Below are 22,027 nucleotides of genomic sequence, written 5' to 3'. Positions count from 1 at the left end.
CCCCAAACAAGGTGAATCGCACAGCGCCGGCGTTCCGCCGTGTCAGCGGTGCCGTGATAGTATAACATGGACTGGTGAAAATGACAGGGGGGCTATTGCGCCCGTTCGCCTCAGCCCGCCAGCCGGCGCAGCGCCTCGTCGCGGCCGATCAGCGGCAGCAGCGCCGCCATTTCCGGGCCCTGGGCCTGGCCGGTCAACGCCAGGCGCAGCGGCAGGAACAGCGCCTTGCCCTTGCGGCCGGTGGCGGCCTTCAGCGCCTCCACCAGGCGGCCCCAGATGTCGTCGGCCCACGGCAGTCCGGCCAGCGTGGTGCGGGCGGTGGCGACATAATCCGCCTCCTCCACCACCGGCGTGATCGGGCCGGCGATAATGGCGTGCCAGGCCGCCACTTCGTCGAGCCGGGTGAGATTGGGGCGGATCGCCTGCCATTCGGCGGCGCCAATGCCGGCCGGAAGCCGGGCCGCCACATCGGCATGATCCATGTGGTGCAGGCAGCGGGCGGACAGGCTGGCCAGATCGGCCGGATCGAAACGGGCCGGGGCGCGGCCGAAGTGGCTGAGCGCGAAACCGCGCAGCAGATCCGCCAGCGTCCCCAGCGGCTCCACCGGCTGCGAGGTGCCGAGCCGGGCGAGCAGGGCGGCGACCGCCACCGGTTCGATGCCGACGGCGGCCCAGGCCTCCACCCCTTCCGATCCCAGCCGCTTCGACAGCGCGGCATCGGCCCCGGTCAGCAACGCCAGATGGGCCAGCCGCGGCGGCTGGGCGCCCAGCGCTGCGAACATCTGCAGCTGCACCGCGCTGTTGGTGACATGATCCTCGCCGCGCACGATGTCGGTGATGCCCATTTCGATATCGTCGACCACCGACGGCAGCATGTAGAGCCACGAGCCATCGGCGCGGCGGACCACGGGATCAGACAGGGAGGCGGCGGGGAAGTGGCAGGGGCCGCGCACGCCGTCGGTCCAGTCCAGATCGGCGGTTTCGTCCAGCTTGAAGCGCCAGTGCGGGCGGCGGCCCTCGGCCTCCAGCTTCGCCTTGTCAGCCTCGCTGAGCGCCAGCGCGGCGCGGTCATAGATCGGCGGCAGCCCGCGCGACAGGGCGACGCGGCGCTTCAGCTCCAGCTCTTCCGGCGTTTCATAACAGGCATAGGCGCGGCCCTGCGCGGCGAGGCGGCTGAGCGCGTCCTCATAAAGGGCGAAGCGGTCGGACTGTTTGACCTCGGCATCCGGCGACAGGCCAAGCCAGGCCAGATCGGCGCGGATGGAGTGGGCCGATTCCGCGGTGGAGCGGGCAAGATCGGTGTCGTCCAGCCGCAGCAGGAAGCGACCGCCGGCCTGCTTTGCCAGCAGCCAGTTGACCAGCGCGGTGCGGATATTGCCGGCGTGGAGGCGGCCGGTGGGCGACGGGGCGAAGCGGGTGACGATCATGGCGCTGGCCATAGAGGCTTTGGGCGCGGAAATCACCGTCCGATTCTCGCCAGACCGGGATGCGGGCCGGCGGTAGCGTGGAGCCATGCTGATGATCCTGCTCGCCCTTGCCGCCGCCCCGGCTGATGCTGTCGCCATCACGCCCGACACCATCCCCTGGGGCCCGCCGGCCGCCGATGGCAGCCGCTTTGCCCTGCTGGATGGCCGGCGCGATGTGGCGGGGCAGGCCTTCTCCTATGCCTTCGCGCTGCCGCCCGGCGGGTGGGACGCGCCGCACAGCCACAGCAGCACGGCGCGCATCTTCGTGCTGAAGGGCGTGCTCAAGCTGGGCTGGGGGCCGGCGATGGACAAGGCCAGGGCGCGGGCCTTTCCGGCCGGCAGCTTCGTGGTGGTGCCAGCCGGCGCGGTGCATTTCGATGGTGCGGACGAGGAGACGATCATCCTCGGCGTTGCCAGCGGGGTGTGGGCGACCCGCTATGTCGATGGCGGCAGCGGTTCGGCGGGGACGCCGGTGAAATGAGCAATGATCCTCCCCCTCTGGGGGAGGTGCGCGCAGGGCGGAGGGGGCTGGCCAGGGCCGAAGTGCGCGCCCCCTCCGTCAGCCTGCGGCTGCCACCTCCCCCAGAGGGGGAGGACAATTTCACTTTTGCGGCAAATGCCGCGCCACGGTGCGTTCCTTCACCTGCGCGCCATAGATGATGCCATCCTTGTCCACCCACAGGCCTTCGGCGCCGCTGGTGGCGCCGCCATCGGGGTTGGGATCGGGATCGGGGATGAAGGCCGTCACCTTGCCATCCTTCACGCTGCCGATGCGGATGCCGCGCTGCCAGCCGGGGTTATAGCCATAGCCCACGGGGCGCCGGCTTTCGGAATCGCCGCTGTACATGATGTCGTTCTTGTCGATGAACAGGCCCGATGGCCGGCCAAACTGGGTCCAGCTGTTCAGCAGCTTGCCCTTCTGGGTGTAGACCTGCACGCGGTTGTTCCAGCGATCGCCGACATAGAGCCGGCCCTTTGAATCCATCGCCAGCGCGTGCGGCACCTCCAGGTCGCCCTGGCCCTTGCCGGGCTGGCCCCATTGCATGAGGAACTTGCCCGTCTTGTCATATTTCAGGATGCGGGCAACGCCGCGATCGGCCTCGTGCCCATCGGCGACGAAGATATCGCCATTCTTCGCCACGATCACCGCATTGGGTTCGGTGAACAGGTCGGTGCCCTTGCCCTGCACACCGGGTTTGCCCAGCGTCATCAGCAATTTGCCGTCGGGGCTGAACTTCAGCACCGTGGCGCCCTTCCCCGGCATGGCACGCGCATCGGTCAGCCAGATATTGTCCTGGGCGTCGATGTAAAATCCGTGCGGAAACACCGTCAGCCCGCCGCCGAACGCCTTGATGAAATTCCCCTTTTCATCAAATTCCATGATCGGATCGATCGGGCTGTTGCCGCAACTGTTGGCGCCGCAGCGTTCGGCCACCCAGATATGGCCGCAGCTGTCCACGCCCACCGCGCTGGTCGATCCCATCACCCGGCCGGGCGGCAGCTTCAGAAAGCCAAACTCGCTGCGATAGGGATTGGGCTGCTTGTTGGTTTCGGCGGTGAGCGGGGCCGGTTGCGGCAGGGTTTCCACCGTCCACACCGGGCGCGGCGGGCTGGTGGCCTGTTGCGCCAAGGCGCTGCTGGCGGCCAGCAACAGGCCCGCCGTGATGATCGCCTTCATCGTCCCCCCTCTTGGCCGGTCACATCCCGGCCGGTTTTTCCGCGGTGATCCCGATAGTGGCCAGCACCTCCGACCGCTTGTCGAGCGGCTGGCTGCCGGCCGGGAAGCCGTTGGTCTTCAACAGGAAGGCCAGCACATCGGCATAATCCTCGCGGCTCAGCGATTGCGGGTCGTTCTGCGGCATGGTGGTGCGCACCCGGTCATACAGGTCGCCCACGGTCATCGTGTCCCAATGGCTGACGAACTCGCCACCGATCAGCGGCGGCGCTTCGCCGGTGCCGTTCAAGGCCGCCCCATGGCAGGCGCTGCAGCGCTGGGCATAGACTGCGGCGCCACGGTCCGCCTGCTCGGTGGTGTAGATGCCCTGCCACACCGATTTGCCCGCCTCCTGGGCCAGGGCAGCGCCGGCCAGGGCCAGGGGAATCGTCAGCAACAGGGCACGCATCACATCACTCCTTACTTCTTGCCCGGCAGGGCATAGGCGATGAACTCGCCCGAGGCGTTGCCACCGCTGGTCGGCACGATGATATATTGCTTGCCGCCGACCATATAGGTCATCGGCGAGCCCGACTGGGTGGAGGGCATGAACACCGCGCCCACTTCCTTGCCGGTCTGCTTGTCATAGGCGCGCAGCATGGCACCGCGCGGGTGATCCGGCGTGGTGGTGAACTGGTTTTCGCCGGCGATCACCAGCGTCTTCGTCACCAGCGTGCCGATCTGATAGGTGGCCTGGCCGGTGCGCGGGATGCCGCCCATCGCCTTGATCGCCGGATGGTTGCGCACGAAATCCGGCGTTTCGCCATGGGCGATCTGCCATTTGATCGTGCCCGAATTCACGTCGATCGCGCTGATCGTGCCATAGGGCGGCTTCATCAGCGGCAGGCCGTCGACCGCCAGCCGCGGCGGGCCGGCATTGCCGCTGCCGGGGGCGGCGGCCGGGGCAGGGCTGTCTGCACCGGCGCCCTCGCCCGGGCCCTTGATCATCGTAACGGGTTGCCCGGCCACGCCGACCACCAGCGGGATGTCAGACAGGCCGGGGGGCGGCGGCAACAGCCCGGTGGAGCTGATGCAGGTGCCGCAGGCATAGACATAGGCGATGCCGGTTTCGGGATCGAACGAGCCGCCCGGCCAGTTGGTGCCGCCCTGCGCCCAGTTGTTGATCACGCCGAATTTTTCCGGCGTCGACACGATCGGCGGGGTATAGACCGGGCCCAGCTGATATTTGCTGGTCAATTCCAGCGCCTTCTTCTTCAGTTCCGGCGTGAAATCGATGAGGTCATTTTCCAGATAGCCGTTGCGGCCATAGGCCGGCGGCTTGGACGGGATCGGCTGGGTCGGGCTGTACCATTCGCCGGGCACATTGCCCTTGGGCACCTTGGTTTCCTTGATCGGCCAGACCGGCACACCGGTGGCGCGGTCAAACACATAGAAGAAGCCCTGCTTGGATGGCAGGCCCACCACCTTGCGCGGCTTGCCGTCCACCGTCACGTCCATCAGCAGCGGGGCGCTGCTGTTGTCGAGATCCCAGATCTCGTGATGGATCAGCTGGTAATGCCATTTGCGCTCGCCGGTCTTCAGGTCGACGGCCACCAGGCTGTTGGCGAACAGGTTATTGCCCGGCCGCTTGCCGCCGAAAAAGTCGGACGTGGCGGATTCGACAGCGAGATAGGCCAGGCCCAGATCCTCATCGACCGAAACCTGCGTCCACACGCCGGTGTTGCCGTTGATGTCGGCCGACTTGTTCAGCCAGCTGTCATAGCCGAATTCGCCCGGCTTGGGCACGGTGTGGAAGGTCCACAGCCGCTTGCCGGTGCGCACATCAAAGGCGCGGGCATAGCCCTTGGTGTTGTTGTGGGTTTTCGGCGTGAAGCCTTCGCGGAAGGCGGCGCCGATGATGATGGTGTTGCCCGCAACCGCCGGGGCGGAGTGGACACCGACTTCGCCGGTATCAAGATCGCCCAGATCCTGATCGAAATCCTTTTTCAGATCGACAACGCCATTCTCGCCAAACTCCGGATCGGGCCGGCCGGTGTCGGCATCCAGGGAGACGAGGCGATAGCCGATGGTGACATAGAGGATGCGGCGCTTGGTGCCGTCGGTCCAGTAGGACAGGCCCCGGCCCGACAGGGCGCGCGGGGACTCGGCCGATCGCTTGCCTTCGTGCAGGGCGAACTGCCACAGCAATTCCCCGGTGGCCCCGTTCAGCGCCACCACGGCGCGGCGGGTGCCGCCGGTGGTGTAGATGATGCCATCCACCGCCAGCGGGGTCGATTCCAGCTTGTATTCCGGGCGGCTGCCCAGAATGTCGGTCTTGAACCGCCAGGCGATTTCCAGATTGCCGAAATTGCCGGCGTTGATCTGATCGAGCGGCGAATAGCGGCTGCCCTTCAGATCGGCGTTGTAGGTGGTCCAGTTGGCGACGCCGTTGGTGGTGCGCGCCGCAACTGTGCCTTCCTTGGCCGGCGTCTGTGCGCCCGCGGCCGTGGTCAGCAGCAGGGCCGCCGCAACGCTGAGCGGCAGGGTGGTGATGATCTTCATGTGGTTGCCCCTTGCTTGGCTGTTCAGGCCAAAATTCTTTGCTGCTGCCGACGGGTCAAGCCGTCGGCAGGGCCATGGCCTTTTCAAGCCCGGCCTTCAGGCTGGCCTTTTGCGCATCGGTCAGCTGCGGCATCGGCGTGCGGGCATACATCATCGGGCCACCCATCCTGAGCGACAGCACATATTTCATCGAGGCATAGGTGTTGGCGCCCATGTTGTGATCGCGCATGATCCCTTGCGCGGCGCGCAGATGCGCCAGCTTGGCTTTCCAGTCGCCCTTGGCGCGATAGGTCTTGAAGATATCGGCGCATTTGTCGCTGAACTGGTTGCCATCGGCCAGGATGGCGCCCATGCCGGCCTCCACCGCCGGGATCAGATTGTTCGACGTTCCGCACCGCATGTTGAGTTCCGGGAAGCCCTTCAGGAATTCGGCAAAGCCCTCGGCGCTGCCCGACGAATCCTTGATGCCGGCCAGATGCGGATATTTCATCATCGCGGTCAGCAGCTCGTGGGTGATCTTCACCTCCGACGTGCCGGGGATGTGATAGAGGTTGATCGGGATCGACACCGCTTCGAACAGCTGGGTGTAATAATGGATCAGGCCTTCGTTGGGCGGCTGATCGAAATAGAAGGGCGGGATCACCAGCAGGCCATCGGCGCCCACGCTCTGGGCATGCTTGGCCAGATCGATGGTCTCGACGATGTTGGGCGTGCCTGGGCCCACCATGATGTTCATGTTGCCCTTGTGCTGCATCGCCACCTCGGTGATGCGCTTGCGTTCGGCCACCGAGAAGCTGGGAAATTCGCCCGACGTGCCCAGCACGACCACGCCATCGGCACCGCATTTCTGGTGCCATTCCATCACCGCCTTCATGGCGCCGGGATCAAACATGCCCTTGGCATCGCACGGCGTGATGGTGGCCACCCAATAGGCGACCTTTTCCTTCGATCCCAGCCGGCGGGCGCCGCCCATCTGGGCTGCAGCCGGTGCGGCGGCAAGGGCGCCAGCGGCCGCCATGCCACCGGCCAGCGCCCCACCTGCCAACGTGATCGTGTCACGACGGGTCATGTCCATAGTCTGTCCTCCCCCAAGGGCCACCTGTTCCCGGCGGCGCGCCTGTGCCTGCCATCATCGCGCCGCCAATGCGATGCGGCAAGATGTTTGCGGCGACCTGCGCCTGTCCAGATGATCAGGGTGGCCGGTTCAGCCCGCCGGGCAGCGCAGTTCGAAATCGCCGCCGTCACCACTGCGGTCACGCTGCCATCCGATGCTGGCGCAGCCGGCGAGCACATCGCGGCCCAGTTTCAGGATCGGCCAGCCGCGCTGGCGGCCGCGGCTGCCGGTGACGGTCAGGCCATCATCGCCATCGGCATCGGGCGGCAACTGGCTGCGCCCGGCCCAATCGAACAGCCGCACCTCCACCTGGGTCATGGGCAGGCCGGCCACCGCCACCGGCCGTTCCAGCCGCAGCACCCGCACCGGCCGGGCAACGCCAAAGCCGATTTCCACTCGGCGCACCGGGCCCCGCAGCTGGCCGGCGCCGGCACTGGCCAGGCTGCTGGCGGCGGCCACGCTGGCGACGCTGTCGGGTCGCAGATGGTGCAACTCCACCTCGATGCCCGGTTGGCCGGGCACAGCCCAGGCAAAGGCCAGGCTGCCGCTGCCGCCGCTGGCACGCGCCGCCAGCCGCAGCGGCCGGTCTGCCGGGGTGGCAGGCCGGAACACCAGGGTGACGCGATCATGCGGCAGCAGCGGCAGGCCGATTGTGCCGTCGCTGCCGGCCGCGGCCCCGCCGGGCGCAGTGGCCGGCGTCAACACCGGGCCGATCAGGCTGCGGCCATCGATGCGCAGCGTTTCGCGGGTGTAGGGCACCGTGATGCTGGCCTGGCCCACCGCCACACGCAGCACCCGCCGGTCCACCTTGGCGCCATCGGGCCGCTGGGCCGCCGCCAGGTTCAGGCGCGCCGCCGCCGCCGGCGCGAGCATCACGAAGGGATCGCCCCCCAGATCGACGGTCAGCCGCACCAGCTGCCCGGCGATTTCCACCGGCAGGATCGGGGCGTTGCCCGGCAGTTCCAGTGGCGGCAACGGTGGCGGCGGCTTGGGGCGGGCGGCCTGCGCCGGCCCAGCCAACAGCGCCGCCAGCAGCAGCGCCTCAGGCCGTGCGGAAATCATTGCTGATCGGGTAGCGGCGGTCGCGGCCGAAATTGCGCTTGCCGATCTTCACGCCCGGCGGGGCCTGCCGGCGCTTGTATTCGGCGATGTAGAGAAGTCGCTCGATACGGGCGACGGTGGTGGCCTCCAGCCCTTCGGCCACCAGCTCAGCCGCCGATTTTTCCTGCTCCACCAGGCCGTGCAGGATGGCATCGAGCAGCGGATAGGGCGGCAGGCTGTCCTCGTCCTTCTGGTTCTCGCGCAGCTCGGCAGTGGGCGGCTTGGTGATCACCCGCACCGGCATCACCGGGCCATCGGGGCCCAGGCCCAGCCGGGGCTTGTGCCCGTTGCGCCATTCGCTCACCCGGAACACGGTCGTCTTGTACAGATCCTTCAGCACCGAGTAGCCGCCGGCCATGTCGCCATAGATGGTGGCATAGCCCACGCTCATCTCACTCTTGTTGCCGGTGGTCAGCAGCATCGGGCCGAACTTGTTCGAAATCCCCATCAGCGCGAGGCCGCGAATGCGGGACTGGATATTCTCCTCGGCAATGTCGCGCGGGCGGCCGGCGAACAGCGGCTGCAGCATCGCATCAAACGCCGTCATCGCCGGCTCGATGCGCACCGTGTCGAGCCGGCAGCCGAGCAGGCGGGCACATGCGGCGGCATCGTCCAGACTGTCCTGGCTGGTGAACGGGCTGGGCAGCATCACGCACCACACCCGGTCTGCCCCCAGCGCATCGACAGCGACAGCGGCAGAAAGCGCCGAATCAATGCCGCCCGAAAGCCCCAGCACCACGCCCGGAAAGCCATTGCGGTTCACATAATCGCGCAGGCCCACCAGCATGGCGTGATAGACATCGGCCGGGTCTTCATCCTGGGCGCTGATCTCACCGGGTTCGCACACCCAGCCGGCATCGGTGCGGCTCCAGTGCGTCAGGCGGATGGTCTCGTCCCAATCGGGCAGCTGGTGCGCCAGCCGCCGGTCGGCATTCAGCACGAACGACGCGCCATCGAACACCAGCTCGTCCTGCCCGCCGACGCGGTTGAGATAGACAAGCGGCAGCCCGGTTTCGGTGACACGGGTGACGGCGAGGCTCAGGCGGCGATCATCCTTGCCCACTTCATAGGGGCTGCCGTTCGGCACGATCAGCAGCTCGGCGCCGGTTTCGGCCAGACACTCACAAACATCGGGCCACCACATGTCCTCGCACACCGGCACGCCGATGCGCACGCCGCGCAAGTTCAGCGGCCCCGGCAACGGCCCGGCGGTGAACAGCCGCTTTTCATCGAAGGTGCCATAATTGGGCAGATCATGCTTGCGGGTGATGCCGGCGATGCGCCCGCCGTCCAGCAGCAGCATGGCGTTGTAGAGCGCGTCTGCCTCCGCCCACGGCGCGCCGACCAGCAGGGCCGGGCCGCCATCCGCCGTGGCCGCCGCCAGCCGCTCCACCTGCGCACGTGCGGCGGCAACAAGCGCCGGTTTCAACACCAGGTCTTCTGGCGGATAGCCGACGATCGACAATTCGGGCGTCACCAGCAGATCGGCCCCGGCTGCGGCTTCCCGCGCCCGCAGGATCGCATCGGCATTGGCGACAAGCCCGCCCACGCGGGCGTTCAGCTGGGCAAGGGCGATGGTCAGCCGGTTGGTCATGTGGGCGCGATACAGCGCTTTTGCCGGTCAGGCCAGCCGGGTGCGACCGGTCAGCGCCATCGCCGTCTCCAGCTCAGCCTTGAGCAGGGCCAGCACATGTGCCACGCCCGCCTGCCCGGCGGCGCCCAGCGCCCACACCCAGGGCCGGCCGATCATCACGGCACTGGCCCCCAGGCTGTGATAGCGCAGCACATCCAGGCCCGATCGCACGCCGCCATCGGCCAGCACGGGGATGCAGCCGCCCAACCGGTCCATGATCGCCGGCAACGCCCGCACCGCCGAGATGGCGCCATCCAGCTGCCGCCCGCCATGGTTCGAAACCACGATGGCATCGGCGCCATGGCTCACCGCCAGCGCGGCATCGTCCGGGTGGAGGATGCCCTTGACGATCAGCGGCCCCGGCCACAGCGACCGCACCCAGGCCAGCCGGTCCCAATCGGCGCTGGCATCGAAATTGCGCGCGATCCAGCCGAGATAGTCGCTCAAGGGCGCCCGGGCCCCGACCAGCTGGGTGAGATTGCCCATCGCCACCGGCCCGCCCAACAGGCCGACATCCACCGCCCAGCCCGGCCGCGCCGCCACCTGCGCCGCCCGGTGCAGCATGCCGGCAAGGCCCGGCGCACCGGTGAGGCTGGAGCGGACATCGCGATAACGCGCGCCGGGCGTCGGCAAATCCACGGTGAGCACCAGCGCCGGCGCGCCCTGTGCCCTGGCCTCGGCAATCATCGCCTCGTTCGCGGCCCGATCCTTCACCAGATAAAGCTGGAACCACGGCGGCGCGCCGCCGCCCGCCGCCACCTCGGCAAGGCTGCACACCGAAACGGTGGAGAGCGCCATGCCCACCCCAGCGGCCCGCGCCGCGCGCCAGGCCTGCACCTCGCCGCGCCGGGCATGCAACCCGCCCAGCCCCACCGGCGCCAGGACCACCGGCATCGCCAATTTCTGCCCCAATACGGAAACGGCCGCCGAAACCCGGGAAACGTCCACCAACACCCGCTGATCGAGCGCAATATTGGCCAGATCGGCCACGTTCCTGGCCAATGTCGCCTCGGCATAGCTGCCGCCATCGGTGTAATCGAACAGGAACCGCGGCACCCGCCGGCGGCTCAGCGCACGATAGTCGGCGACGCTGGCCGGCCTCATTTCGGCGGATCAGCCTTCGCCGCCGCCACCTGATCGGCGACGTTTTTCAGGATGGCCGGCACGTCGTGCACGATGCCGTCGCGGATGGTCCAGCGGATGCCGCCCTTGACCACCGTGGTCTGCGTCGCCTCATCAAGTCGAGCGAATCCAGTGCCATAGAGGGTCTTGAGGTTGGCCAGCGGGTTTTCCGGCACCACGATCAGATCGGCGCGCATGCCCACGCGCACCAGGCCGAAATCCGGCTCGCGGCCCTTGGGCTCTTCCAGGGTGCGGGCGCCGTTGATGGTGGCAGACTGGATCACTTCCAGCGGGGCAAAGCCGGCCTCGCGCAGCAGTTCCAGCTCGAGGATATAGCCAAAGCCCCAAGTCTGCCAGATGAAGCCCGGATCACTGCCCGTTGTCACCCGGCCGCCCATATTCTTGTAATCATTCACCAATTGCATGTATCGCGTGTAGAATCGCCGCCATTCATACTCGCGCTCGCTGGTCCAATCGAAGAAATAGCTGCCGTGGTTGTCGCGGTTGGACTCGAAGAATTTGGTCAGGCTGGGCAGGGTGTAACGCTCGTGCCATTCCGCCCGCTGCGCCCGCATCAGATCGCGGCTGGCGCTGTAGATGTTGAAGGTGGGATCGAAGTTTACCCCGGTTTTCTTCTGCGTTTGCAGATAGTCCACCCATTCCGGGCTGCCGGGCGGGTGGATCTGGTCCCAGATTTCGGCAATGCCGCCAAAGCGCATCTGTTCATCGTTGAAGTTGTAATCCGCCGGTGTGTCCTGCACCCGCCTGCCGTCCAGAAGGCTTTCAAAATGCCCGTAAAAATGGGTGATGGTGCCCAGGCCGGCGGCGGCGGCATCGCGGGCGTTGAATTCGGCGATGTTGGGTTGGGAGAGGTGGGCGACGGTGCCCAGGCCCAGCTTCTTCGCCTCATCGATGGCGGCGCGGTCGATTTCCGGAGTTTCATCGCCCCGGTTGAAGAATTTTATCCCATCAATCCCGACACTTGCCGCCCAGCGCACCCATTCGCGCGCCTTTTCTGGGCTGAGCACCCGGCCACCCTTCCACCCCGCGTTGGAACCGCTGCCAAGTGTTTGATAAACATAGAGTCTCGGGCTCATGATCTCGCCCGCGGCGGCGCGCTTCTTGTCGGAAAGCGCCTTGGCCGCATCGCCGCCATAGAGCGGGATGCCGCGCAGCGTCGTCACCCCGTGCGCCAGCCACAGCTTCCACGCATAATCGGGATCGTTCATCTTTTCCGGGTCGCCCTGGTGGCCGTGCATGTCCACAAAGCCGGGCAGAACATACATTCCGGTGGCATCAATCTCGCGCGTGGCGCCCGCTGGCGGCCGGTTGGTGGCCATTTTCAGGCCCGGCGTGCCCGCAGACCGGATATCGGTGACGCGCCCGCCGCTGATGATGATATCGGCCGGGCCATAGGGCGGGCCGCCGTTGCCGGTGATGATGGTGGCGCCGCGGATAACCAGCGTTTCATAAGGCCCGGCGGCCAGCGCCGGATCGCGGGCCGCGCTCGTCTTCATCTGCCCGGCCATCTGCGCCCCAGCCGTATCTGCCCACGCCCCGGCCCAAAGCGCCACCGCAATCGCCAACAACCGCTTCATCGCATTCCCCCAGTATCGGCCCAGCATAGACGGGCCGCCCGCGCCCCGCTAGGCTGGATGGCATGACACTGGATTGGATCGCCGCCGCCATCGGCTATGTGCTGGGGTCCATCCCCTTTGGCCTGCTGCTCACCCGGATGATCGGGATTGATATCCGCCAGGTCGGCAGCGGCAATATCGGCACCACCAACGTGCTGCGCACTGGCAACAAGGGTCTGGCCGCCGCCACGCTGCTGCTCGATGCCGGCAAGGGCGCGGCCGCCGTGATGATCGGGCGCGAACTGGCCGGCGAGATGGCGGCGATCATGGCCGGGGTGGCGGCCTTCATCGGCCATTGCTTCCCGCTGTGGCTGAAGTTTCGCGGCGGCAAGGGCGTGGCGACGATCCTGGGCATCACGCTGGCGGCGGCACCGCTGGCCGGGGCGATTGCGCTGGCCGTCTGGCTCGGCGGCGCGCTGGTGACGCGGTATAGCAGCGTGGGCGGCATGCTGGCGGCCATTGCCTGCCCGGTGGCGGCCTGGTTCCTCACCGGCGAATGGGCGCCCGGCTGGTCCGCGCATCTGGCCATGCTGGCGGCGCTGCTGATCTTCCAGCATCGGGACAATCTCAAGCGGCTGGCCAGCGGCACCGAATCGAAGATCGGGCAAAAGGCCAAATGAGCCTACCGGCGGATGCGGTTTCGCGCCTGCGCCTGATCCGCACCGATTCGATTGGCCCTGTCACCTATCGGCAATTGATCGCCCGCTTTGGCGATGCGCAAACCGCGCTTGATGCGCTGCCCGATCTGGCCCGGCGCGGCAACCGCCGCCTGGCGATCTGCCCCGAAGCCGCGGCCGTGGCGGAGCTGGAAACGGCGGCGCGGCTGGGCGCGCATCTGCTGTTCATCGGCACGCCCGATTATCCCGCCTTGCTGGCCGGCACCGAAACCGCGCCGCCGGTGCTCTATGCCCGGGGCGACCTCACCCTGTTGGATCGGCCCGCGGTGGCCATTGTCGGCGCCCGCAACGCCAGCGCGGCCGGCAGCCGCTTTGCCCGGCAACTGGCGATCGATCTGGCAGAGGCGGATCATGTCATCGTTTCCGGCCTGGCGCGCGGCATCGATGCGGCGGCGCACGCCGGCAGCCTGGATCGCGGCACCATCGCGGTGGTGGCCGGCGGGGTGGACGTGCCATATCCGCCCGATCACGCCGACCTGATGGCGCGGATTGCGGATCAGGGCCTGGTGGTGGCCGAACAGCCGCCGGGGGTGGAGCCGCAGGCCCGCCACTTCCCGCGCCGCAACCGCATCATTGCCGGGCTGGCCGCCGGCACGCTGGTGGTGGAAGGCGCGCCCAAATCGGGCAGCCTGATCACGGCGCGCATCGCGGCCGATCTGGGGCGGGAGGTGATGGCCGTGCCCGGCAGCCCGCTCGATCCGCGCGCGCAGGGCTGCAACCTGCTGATCCGCGAAGGCGCCACCCTGATCCAGAGCGCGGCGGACGTGCTGGAGGCGCTCTCCACCCTCTCCGGCCAGCCGCGCACCCATCTGCAGGTGGCCGAGCCGCTGCCCAGCCCGCACGGCCACAGCGAAGCCGACACCCAGGCCGCCCGCGCCCGCCTGCTGCCCCTGCTCTCCCCCACCCCCGCCCCCATCGACGACCTCATCCGCCTCTCCACCCTCCCCGCCGCCCAGGTGGCAAGCGTGCTGCTCGATCTGGAGCTGGAGGGGGTGGTGGTGCGCCACGCGGGGGCGCGGGTGGCGTTGGGGTGAGGGGGAAGGAACTTTGGAGCTGTGTACGCGGAGTAACGCAATTCGTTGGTGGATTCACGGAAGCCGTCAGCGGTCCTCCACCTCTCATCTCAACACCTTGCAACCAGTGCCTTGTCGGCTGATATTAGGGCAGCTTGAGGAGCTTATTGGACAGTGACCCACATCAGAGATTTCTGCATTGCAGTCGACACGGAGCTTGAGTCGCTGTTTGCTGACCTTAGCTCTGGTATTTCCGCGCGAGAGGATTCTCGCGCTTTCGGCGCAATGATCGAACGCCGGATTGCAGATAACTGGGTATCTGTATGCGGTAAACTAGGAGCTGAAGCCGTTGTAGCAGCCGGTCGAAGGACAATCTACGATTTTGCTTGCCGATTCGAAGGTCGATTCTACGGATTTGACGTCAAAACGAAAGATTTAGACAATTCACGCTACTCGGATGGCGGCGTTTGTGCAGTTGGTAATTTGCTAAAGTTTCTTGCCAACGATGCTGGAGTATTTACAGTTATTGAGTTCGGACATAATGCTGCTAGAGAAGGAACGGACTTGCGCGATCTTGAATACATAAAGTTCGCTCCGTTTCATCTCCTTCCGTCAGATGCTTACCGAATTGAGAATCTCGGAACAGGTCAGGTGCGTTTAAATTATAGTATAAATCAGTTGATGGAGGAACTTGATTGGGAAAGGTCCATATCCAATTTTTTTGACATTTTCACCGACTTGGCGATCAGTCACTATGAGCGGGTCGGTCGGGATGCAATCAAACGAGCAGACTCGATGCGTCGGTTCCGGGCTTCCGGTTATGTACGGTTCGCATTCTAAATGGCGACTGGCCAACCTATTGGACGAGTTTTCACCCCTCTCGAATGGGCAATGTGGCTGCTTGAGCAAACGGGAGCCTATCAAGCATGGCTTGATGGCGCGACAGTCTGCGACCCGACCTTTGGTGGTGGCGCTTTTATTGTTGCGTTTTGTGAACTTGCACGACGCAATGGGATTGAGTTGACGAAAGCACGTATTAGCGCGCTCAACGGCTGCGAGATTGAGCCAGGAGATAAACCGCGTCTCTTGCAGCGTATTGCTGACACTTATGGCGTCACTCTAGTTGCCGAAAACTTTGTGTCAGACGATATACTCGCTTTGTCCTTTAGCCGCCGCTTCGATGTTCTCGTTGGAAATCCGCCGTGGTCAAATTTCTCTGCATTGCCCCCAAATTTCCGCGCGCTCTGGGCGGACTTGTTCATTACGCGCGGGCTTGTCGGAAGTCGAAAGGATGTTCTGCTCGGAGCTAGCCGAGCTGACATTGCCACCCTTATTCTAAAAAAGGTTCTTGAAGATAATCTTGAGAACAAAGGTTTGGCTGCGTTTTTTGTACCGTTGTCAATTTTTTTCAACAGCGGTGCTAACGATCTATTTCGTCCATACCCAGGAGGAAAGCATGCTTACTCAGTTACCCGAATGTGGGATTTCGCTGAGGAAAAAATTTTCGATGTTTCTACTCGATACGGCGCCGTTGAGTTTGTCCGATCAGCTCGCCAGCAATGGCCCGTAAAAACTTTCGTTCGCTTGGAAGACAGATGGGTTGAGACCTCGACATCAAGTTCTGACGGAGTTCAAGGTTTTTGGCAGCGACATGAGGACAACAGCGCAGTTGTCCCGGCTAATCCGCAAATCTCTATTGCTGAGGGTCGACAGCCTCGACAAGGGATTAACACTTGTGGAGCCAACGACATTCTCATCATGGAGCGTTGTGGAAGTCATTATATAAATGGCTTAGGCGAGATCGTGGATATTGAGGACGATTTGCTCTACCCTCTAATTGGCAAGGCGAATTTTGCTGGCGAGAAAGAATGTCGCAGGGTGGTCTTGGTGCCTCATGAACAGTCTTCCGGTCGGCCACTTACAGCTGCACAGCTATCCCGCTACCCTAGGGCTACGGCATACTTGAAGTCGAAGCGGAACGTTCTGGAGCACCGCAAAGGCACAATGCTCAACGGTCATATCAAGCGCGGTATGTGGTGGGCACTCTTGGGAGTCGGCCCCTACTCGTTTGCACCATGGAAAGTAGCCTGGGAGGCACTCGGCAAGAGCGTGTTCAGGCCTCAGGTTTTTTCAGGCCGATGGCAGGGTAACCAAGCTATGCATGCTTATTGCCCTTGCGAGACAGAATCTGAAGCGCACCAATTACGAGAAGCACTCTTAGCGCCCGGCGTCGAAGCCTTCTTGCGCGCCAGCGCCATGGGCGGGACATTGAATTGGGCGCAGCCAGGACGGGTAAGCAAGCTGTTCATAACCGAGCCGGCGCAAGCTAGGCTGCTTATCTAACACATCTCTCCTGAGTGAACACCTAAGCGGGGCAAGGCAACATCAAATCTTTAGAATCGCGTGTCCGTTTGTTGCGCCTATCCGACCGACAGACCCCCAATTCCAGTCGGCCAAAAAGTCTACGTCCATCGCACCCCTGCGACCACACCCCCCTTGACGCCCATCGCAACCCCGCCCCACCCTCGCGCGTACACGTGAGGATATATGCAACTCGTTATCGTTGAATCGCCGGCCAAGGCGAAGACCATCAACAAATATCTGGGCAGCGGCTATGAGGTGCTGGCCAGTTTCGGGCATGTGCGCGATCTGCCGCCGCGTGATGGATCGGTGGATCCGGAGGCGGATTTTGCCATGGAGTGGGAGGTTTCGGCCGACCGCACCCGGCAGTTGACCGCCATCCGCGATGCCGCCAAGCGCGCCGATCAGGTGATCCTGGCGACCGACCCTGACCGCGAGGGGGAGGCGATCAGCTGGCATCTGCTGGAGGTGTTGAAGGCGAAGAAGGCGTTGCCGAAGGGCGGCGCGCGGCGGGTGACGTTCAACGAGATCACCAAGGCGGCGGTGACCAGGGCGATGGCCGCGCCGCGCGATCTCGATCAGCCGTTGATCGATGCCTATCTGGCGCGGCGCGCGCTGGATTATCTGGTGGGCTTCACGCTTTCGCCCGTGTTGTGGCGCAAGCTGCCCGGCGCCAAGAGCGCGGGCCGGGTGCAATCGGTGGCGCTGCGCCTGGTGGTGGAGCGCGAGCGCGAGATCGAAGCACATGTCGCCCGCGAATATTGGCGGGTGGAGGCCGAGATGATTGCGCCCAATGGCGCCACCTTCAAGGCGCGCCTCGCGGTGCTCGACGGCAAGAAGCTGGGCCAGTTTGACCTGAACGATGCTGCGGCCTATGCTGCGCGGGAAGCCATTGAGAAGAATGGCTTTACCGTGCGAAACGTTGAGACCAAGCCGGTGAGCCGCAACCCGGCACCGCCGTTCACCACCTCCACCCTGCAGCAGGAGGCGGCGCGGCGGCTGGGCTTCACCGCCAGCCACACGATGCGCGTGGCGCAGAACCTCTATGAGGATGGCCACATCACCTATATGCGCACCGACGGCGTGCAGATCGCGGCCGAGGCGTTGAACGCCGTGCGCGATCTGATCGCGCGGGATTATGGCAGCAAGCCCGAGGTGCTGCCGGAAAAGCCGCGTTTCTATGCCACCAAGGCCAAGAACGCCCAGGAAGCGCATGAGGCGATCCGGCCGACCGATTTCTCGCGCCGGCCGGGGCGCGGCGATACGGATGCCGAGCGGCTTTATGCCCTGATCTGGAACCGCACGGTGGCGAGCCAGATGGCCAGCGCCCGGCTGGAGCGCACCACGGTTGACCTGTTTGATGATGATGGCCGCCATGGGCTGAAGGCGACCGGGCAGGTGGTGATCACGCCGGGCTTTCTGGCGCTCTATACCGAAGGGCGGGATGAACCTGCGGACGATGACGAAGACGGCGCCCGCCTGCCGCGCCTGGCCGGCGGGGATCGCTGTGCGTCGAAGAGCGTTCAGGCGATCCAGAGCTTCACCGAGCCGCCGGCGCGCTTTTCGGAAGCGACGCTGGTCAAGCGGCTGGAGGAATTGGGCATCGGCCGGCCATCGACCTATGCGAGCATCCTGCAGACGTTGCGCGACCGCGCCTATGTGCGGGTGGAGAAGAACCGGTTTTTCGCCGAGGAGAAGGGCCGGCTCGTCACCGCCTTTCTGGAGCGGTTCTTTGCCCGCTATGTCGAATATGATTTCACCGCCGGGCTGGAAACCCAGCTCGATGATGTGTCGGCCGGCGATGCCAGTTATCTGGAATTGCTGCGCGCCTTCTGGGCCGATTTCAAGCCGAAGACCGCCGAGGTGATGGAGCAGCGCCCGTCGGACATCACGGCGGCGCTGGACGAATATCTGGCGCCCTTCCTGTTCCCGGACAAGGGTGACGGGGTGGACCCGCGCCTGTGCCCGCGCTGCGCCGCCGGGCGGTTGAGCCTGAAGACCGGGCGGTTCGGGGCGTTTGTTGCCTGCTCCAATTATCCGGAGTGCAAATACACGCGGCCCTTTGCCAGCGAGGGCGGGGCACAGGCCAATGATGGCCCGGTGGAGCTGGGCGCCGATCCCGACACGGGCGAGATGGTGACGCTGCGTTCGGGGCGCTTTGGCCGCTTCGTGCAGCGCGGGGAGGGCGAGAAGCCGGCCCGCGCCTCCATCCCCAAGGATGTGGAGATTGCGGGGCCGGAGGATCTGCCTCAAGCGCTCAAACTGCTGAACCTGCCGCGCCAGATCGGCCTGCACCCGGAAACCGGCGAGCCGATCACCGCCAGCATCGGCCGTTATGGCCCCTATCTGGCGCACGCCGGCAAATATGCCCGGCTGGCCAACACGGCCGAGGTGTTTGAAACCGGCATGAACGCCGCCGTGGTGAAGCTGGCCGAAGCCGCCGCTGCCAAGGCCAATGGCGGCCGGCCGGTGCGCGGCGCGGCGACGGCGCTGGCCGAACTCGGCGCGCATCCCGAGAGCGGCGCGGCGGTGAAGGTGCTGGCCGGCCGTTATGGGCCCTATGTGAGCGACGGCACCACCAACGCCACCCTGCCCAAGGGCGCCGAACCGACGGCGGTGACGCTGGAGGAGGCGGTGGCCCTGCTCGCCGCCCGTGCAGCGGCGGCCCCGGCCAAGAAGGGCAAGAAGGCCCCGGCAAAGAAGGCCGCTGCCAGGAAGCCGGCGACGAAGAAGGCGGTGAAGAAAAAGAGCTGAGGGCGCCTTCGCCCCGGATCGCCGGCCGCGGCGATGATGGCGGCGGGTTTGCCATTGCCAATTGGCACGGGCAGGGCTTTATGTCCCCCATCAACAGGGGAGATATCATGGCTCGTGCTCTTGCCGCTCTGATGGCTGCCGCCATCGCCGTTCCGGCCGCCGCCCAGCCGGCACCACTGCGGCCCGACCAGCAGGCGTTTCGCGCGCTCTACAAGGAGCTGGTGGAGACCAACACCACCGTGTCCACCGGCAGCTGCAACCTGGCGGCCGAGCGGATGGCGGCGCGGTTGAAGGCGGCGGGTTATGCCGATGCCGATATCAGGCTGTTCCCCGGCCCGCCGGAGCGCCCGCTGGATGGCGGCCTGGTGGCAACCCTGCCCGGCAAGGATGCCAAGGCCGGCGCCATCCTGTTGCTGTCGCACCTGGACGTGGTGGAAGCCAAGCGCGCCGATTGGGAGCGCGACCCCTTCGCCTTCATCGAGGAGGGCGGCTGGTTTTACGGGCGCGGGGTGAGTGACGACAAGGCGCATGGTGCCATCTTCACCGATACGATGATCCGCCTGAAGCAGGCCGGCAAGCCGCTGAAGCGCACGCTGAAGCTGGCGCTGACCTGCGGAGAGGAAGGCGGGCCGTTCAACGGCGCCAAATGGCTGGTGGACAATCACCGCGACTGGATCGAGGCGGAATTTGCCCTGAACGAAGGTGGCGGCGGCAAGGCCGATGCCAGCGGCAAGCCGATCAGCCTGGCGTTTCAGGCCGGCGAGAAAGTGTATCAGGATTTCATCCTGGAAACCCGCAACCCCGGCGGCCACAGCAGCCGGCCGCGGCCCGACAATGCCATTTATGAGCTCGCGGCGGGGCTGGTGAACCTGTCGCGCAATGATTTCCCGGTGATCCTGTCAGACACGACCCGCGCCTATTTCACCGAAATGGCCAAGATCGCCGATGCGGAAACCGCCGGCGCCATCCGTGCCCTGCTGGCCAACCCGGCCGATGCGGCGGCCAATGCCATCGTGTCGCGCGATCCGGGCTGGCACAGCACGCTGCGCACCACCTGCGTGGCGACGATGCTGGACGCCGGGCACGCCCGCAACGCCCTGCCCCAACGCGCGCAGGCCAATGTGAACTGCCGCATGTTCCCCGGCGAAAGCGTTGAAAAGGTGCTCGGCCAGATTGCCGAGCGGCTGGGCGATCCCACCATCACGGTGACGCCGCGCGCATCGGAAAATCCGAAGGAAGCCGCGCCACCGCCGCCGCTGTCGCCGCTGGTCTATGGCACCGCCGTCACGCTGGCGACGAAGCATTTCCCCGGCATCCCGCTGATCCCCACCATGAGCACCGGGGCCACCGACGGCCGCTATCTGAACGCTGCCGGCATCGCCACCTATGGCATGCCCGGCCGCTTTGGCATGCCCGATGGCAATGGCGTCCACGGCCTCAACGAACGGATTTCGGTGGCGGGCGTGATGAAGGAACGGGATTATCTGTTCGATCTCATCAGCGCCTATGCGGCGAAATAAGGACCAGACGATGCGCGCCCTGCTGCTTGCCACGGCCCTGCTGTCAGCCACCCTTGCCCAGGCCCAGCAACGCCCGGACCAGCTGGCGTTTCGCGTCCTCTACAAGGAACTGATCGAAACCAACACCACCGTGTCCGCCGGCAGCTGCACGCTGGCGGCGGAGCGGATGGCGGCGCGGTTGAAGGCGGCGGGTTATGCCGATGCCGATATCAGGCTGTTCCCCGGCCCAAAGGAACGCCCGCAGGATGGCGGGCTGGTGGCGACGCTGGCCGGCAAGGACCCGAAAGCCAAGGCGATCCTGCTGCTCGCCCATATCGATGTTGTGGAGGCCCGCCGCGCCGATTGGGAGCGTGATCCCTTCACCCTGATCGAGGATGGCGGCTGGTTCTATGGCCGCGGCACCAGCGATGACAAGGCCCAGGCCGCGATCTTCACCGATGCGATGATCCGCCTGAAACAGGCCGGCAAGCCGCCAAGGCGCACGCTGAAACTGGCGCTGACCTGTGGCGAGGAAAGCCCCGGCGTGTTCAACGGCGCCGAATGGCTGATGGCCGAGCACAAGGACTGGATCGACGCCGAATTCGCCCTGAACGAAGGCGGCATCGGCCAATCGGACGACAAGGGCAACCCGCTGAAACTGTCGTTCCAGGCCGGCGAGAAGGTCTATCAGGATTTCCGGCTGGAGGCGCGCAACCCCGGTGGCCATTCGAGCCAGCCGCGGCCCGACAACGCCATCTATCAGCTGACCGCCGGGTTGAACCGGCTGGCTGCCTATGAATTCCCGGTGCAGTTCACCGATGCCAGCCGCGCCTATTTCACCACCATGGCCGGCATGGTGGGGGGTGAAGTGGGGGCGGCGATGCGGGCGCTGCTGGCCAATCCAAACGACGCGGCGGCCAATGCCATCGTGTCGCGCGATCCCAACTGGCATTCGATGCTGCGCACCACCTGTGTGGCGACCCGGCTGGATGCCGGCCACGCCAACAACGCGCTGGCCCAGCGCGCCAGCGCCAACATCAACTGCCGCATGTTCCCCGGTGACAGCCTGGACAAGGTGCGCGGCCAGATCATCGCAGCCGTCGCCGATGCCGGCCTGACCCTGATCACCGATGCGGAGGTGAGCCCCACCCCGCCGCCACCGCCGCTCACACCCGCCATCTATGAACCGGCGGTGGCACTGGCGAAGAAACATTATCCCGGCGTGCCGCTGCTGCCGACGCTGGTGACCGGCGCCACCGATGGCCGCTTCCTCAGTGCCGGGGGCATCCCCACCTATGGCGTGCCGGGCATGGTGGCCGACAAGACGCTGAACAACGTCCACGGCCTCAACGAGCGCATCAGCGTCAGCAATCTTTACACCACCCGCGATTATCTGTTCGATCTGATCGTCGCCTACGCCAGCAAGTAAGGATC

17 protein-coding genes are annotated in these 22,027 nt (G+C 65.6%); 8 read left to right on the top strand and 9 right to left on the bottom strand.

Annotated elements, in window-relative coordinates:
* Positions 1-110: 110 nt before the first annotated feature.
* Positions 111-1,427, bottom strand: a complete 1,317-nt coding sequence (gltX, locus tag AC6BOR_RS09490) for a glutamate--tRNA ligase (protein WP_498060641.1) — start codon at positions 1,425-1,427, stop codon at positions 111-113.
* A 91-nt stretch (positions 1,428-1,518) separates the two neighbouring features.
* Between gltX and AC6BOR_RS09485 the strand changes: the two genes are divergently transcribed.
* Complete coding sequence (locus AC6BOR_RS09485; protein ID WP_498058215.1) at positions 1,519-1,947, top strand: cupin domain-containing protein; 429 nt, start codon at positions 1,519-1,521, stop codon at positions 1,945-1,947.
* A 120-nt stretch (positions 1,948-2,067) separates the two neighbouring features.
* Here AC6BOR_RS09485 and AC6BOR_RS09480 read toward each other — a convergent pair whose 3' ends face one another.
* The 8 genes from AC6BOR_RS09480 to AC6BOR_RS09445 form a co-directional block, all read right to left on the bottom strand.
* Positions 2,068-3,144 carry a peptidyl-alpha-hydroxyglycine alpha-amidating lyase family protein gene (locus AC6BOR_RS09480; RefSeq protein WP_498058214.1) on the bottom strand — a complete coding sequence of 359 codons (1,077 nt, stop codon included), beginning with the start codon at positions 3,142-3,144 and terminating at the stop codon, positions 2,068-2,070.
* Positions 3,145-3,163: 19 nt separating this feature from the next.
* Positions 3,164-3,589, bottom strand: coding sequence for a c-type cytochrome (locus AC6BOR_RS09475; RefSeq protein WP_498058213.1), 426 nt, complete (start codon positions 3,587-3,589; stop codon positions 3,164-3,166).
* 11 nt (positions 3,590-3,600) lie between these two features.
* Positions 3,601-5,682, bottom strand: a complete 2,082-nt coding sequence (locus tag AC6BOR_RS09470; protein WP_498058212.1) for an outer membrane protein assembly factor BamB family protein — start codon at positions 5,680-5,682, stop codon at positions 3,601-3,603.
* Between the two features lie 55 nt (positions 5,683-5,737).
* On the bottom strand, positions 5,738-6,757 hold the full coding sequence (locus AC6BOR_RS09465) for a dihydrodipicolinate synthase family protein (RefSeq protein ID WP_498058211.1): 1,020 nt from the start codon (positions 6,755-6,757) through the stop codon (positions 5,738-5,740).
* Positions 6,758-6,886: 129 nt separating this feature from the next.
* Positions 6,887-7,858 carry a hypothetical protein gene (locus AC6BOR_RS09460; protein ID WP_498058210.1) on the bottom strand — a complete coding sequence of 324 codons (972 nt, stop codon included), beginning with the start codon at positions 7,856-7,858 and terminating at the stop codon, positions 6,887-6,889.
* A complete protein-coding gene (locus AC6BOR_RS09455; protein WP_498058209.1) occupies positions 7,839-9,491 on the bottom strand; it encodes an NAD+ synthase in 1,653 nt (550 codons plus the stop codon). Before AC6BOR_RS09455 ends, AC6BOR_RS09460 begins: the two co-directional genes overlap by 20 nt.
* A gap of 27 nt (positions 9,492-9,518) precedes the next feature.
* Positions 9,519-10,634, bottom strand: a complete 1,116-nt coding sequence (locus tag AC6BOR_RS09450) for an L-lactate dehydrogenase (protein ID WP_498058208.1) — start codon at positions 10,632-10,634, stop codon at positions 9,519-9,521.
* A complete protein-coding gene (locus tag AC6BOR_RS09445) occupies positions 10,631-12,250 on the bottom strand; it encodes an amidohydrolase family protein (RefSeq protein ID WP_498058207.1) in 1,620 nt (539 codons plus the stop codon). Before AC6BOR_RS09445 ends, AC6BOR_RS09450 begins: the two co-directional genes overlap by 4 nt.
* Positions 12,251-12,312: 62 nt before the next feature.
* Here AC6BOR_RS09445 and plsY point away from each other — a divergent pair, with 62 nt between their 5' ends.
* The 7 genes from plsY to AC6BOR_RS09410 all read left to right on the top strand — a co-directional run bounded on the left by plsY (position 12,313) and on the right by AC6BOR_RS09410 (position 22,022).
* A complete protein-coding gene (gene plsY, locus AC6BOR_RS09440; protein WP_498058206.1) occupies positions 12,313-12,909 on the top strand; it encodes a glycerol-3-phosphate 1-O-acyltransferase PlsY in 597 nt (198 codons plus the stop codon).
* Complete coding sequence (gene dprA / locus AC6BOR_RS09435) at positions 12,906-14,000, top strand: DNA-processing protein DprA (RefSeq protein ID WP_498058205.1); 1,095 nt, start codon at positions 12,906-12,908, stop codon at positions 13,998-14,000. The genes plsY and dprA overlap by 4 nt, the downstream gene beginning before the upstream one ends.
* Positions 14,001-14,153: 153 nt before the next feature.
* Positions 14,154-14,819 carry a hypothetical protein gene (locus tag AC6BOR_RS09430; protein WP_498058204.1) on the top strand — a complete coding sequence of 222 codons (666 nt, stop codon included), beginning with the start codon at positions 14,154-14,156 and terminating at the stop codon, positions 14,817-14,819.
* 51 nt (positions 14,820-14,870) lie between these two features.
* Positions 14,871-16,322 (top strand): DNA methyltransferase family protein, encoded by a 1,452-nt coding sequence (locus AC6BOR_RS09425; RefSeq protein WP_498058203.1) that lies wholly within the window; start codon positions 14,871-14,873, stop codon positions 16,320-16,322.
* 204 nt (positions 16,323-16,526) lie between these two features.
* On the top strand, positions 16,527-19,094 hold the full coding sequence (topA, locus tag AC6BOR_RS09420) for a type I DNA topoisomerase (protein ID WP_498058202.1): 2,568 nt from the start codon (positions 16,527-16,529) through the stop codon (positions 19,092-19,094).
* A 107-nt stretch (positions 19,095-19,201) separates the two neighbouring features.
* Positions 19,202-20,614: a M20/M25/M40 family metallo-hydrolase gene (locus AC6BOR_RS09415; protein WP_498058201.1), complete on the top strand. Its 1,413-nt coding sequence runs from the start codon at positions 19,202-19,204 to the stop codon at positions 20,612-20,614.
* Positions 20,615-20,624: 10 nt separating this feature from the next.
* On the top strand, positions 20,625-22,022 hold the full coding sequence (locus AC6BOR_RS09410) for a M20/M25/M40 family metallo-hydrolase (RefSeq protein ID WP_498058200.1): 1,398 nt from the start codon (positions 20,625-20,627) through the stop codon (positions 22,020-22,022).
* Positions 22,023-22,027 lie beyond the last annotated feature (5 nt).

It is taken from the genome of Sandarakinorhabdus sp. FBCC-B8862, from assembly GCF_059745315.1.
Note: the sequence above shows the minus strand (reverse complement) of the source record. Positions and strands in the feature narration are given on the sequence as shown.

Coding starts and splice junctions, on each gene's coding strand:
- AC6BOR_RS09455 (WP_498058209.1), bottom strand. CDS start 9,491: ATGACCAACCGGCTGACCATCGCCCTTGCCCAGCTGAACGCCCGCGTG.
- AC6BOR_RS09480 (WP_498058214.1), bottom strand. CDS start 3,144: ATGAAGGCGATCATCACGGCGGGCCTGTTGCTGGCCGCCAGCAGCGCC.
- AC6BOR_RS09425 (WP_498058203.1), top strand. CDS start 14,871: ATGTGGCTGCTTGAGCAAACGGGAGCCTATCAAGCATGGCTTGATGGC.
- AC6BOR_RS09470 (WP_498058212.1), bottom strand. CDS start 5,682: ATGAAGATCATCACCACCCTGCCGCTCAGCGTTGCGGCGGCCCTGCTG.
- AC6BOR_RS09485 (WP_498058215.1), top strand. CDS start 1,519: ATGATCCTGCTCGCCCTTGCCGCCGCCCCGGCTGATGCTGTCGCCATC.
- plsY (WP_498058206.1), top strand. CDS start 12,313: ATGACACTGGATTGGATCGCCGCCGCCATCGGCTATGTGCTGGGGTCC.
- AC6BOR_RS09445 (WP_498058207.1), bottom strand. CDS start 12,250: ATGAAGCGGTTGTTGGCGATTGCGGTGGCGCTTTGGGCCGGGGCGTGG.
- dprA (WP_498058205.1), top strand. CDS start 12,906: ATGAGCCTACCGGCGGATGCGGTTTCGCGCCTGCGCCTGATCCGCACC.
- topA (WP_498058202.1), top strand. CDS start 16,527: ATGCAACTCGTTATCGTTGAATCGCCGGCCAAGGCGAAGACCATCAAC.
- AC6BOR_RS09460 (WP_498058210.1), bottom strand. CDS start 7,858: ATGATTTCCGCACGGCCTGAGGCGCTGCTGCTGGCGGCGCTGTTGGCT.
- gltX (WP_498060641.1), bottom strand. CDS start 1,427: ATGATCGTCACCCGCTTCGCCCCGTCGCCCACCGGCCGCCTCCACGCC.
- AC6BOR_RS09415 (WP_498058201.1), top strand. CDS start 19,202: ATGGCTCGTGCTCTTGCCGCTCTGATGGCTGCCGCCATCGCCGTTCCG.
- AC6BOR_RS09450 (WP_498058208.1), bottom strand. CDS start 10,634: ATGAGGCCGGCCAGCGTCGCCGACTATCGTGCGCTGAGCCGCCGGCGG.
- AC6BOR_RS09465 (WP_498058211.1), bottom strand. CDS start 6,757: ATGGACATGACCCGTCGTGACACGATCACGTTGGCAGGTGGGGCGCTG.
- AC6BOR_RS09475 (WP_498058213.1), bottom strand. CDS start 3,589: ATGCGTGCCCTGTTGCTGACGATTCCCCTGGCCCTGGCCGGCGCTGCC.
- AC6BOR_RS09410 (WP_498058200.1), top strand. CDS start 20,625: ATGCGCGCCCTGCTGCTTGCCACGGCCCTGCTGTCAGCCACCCTTGCC.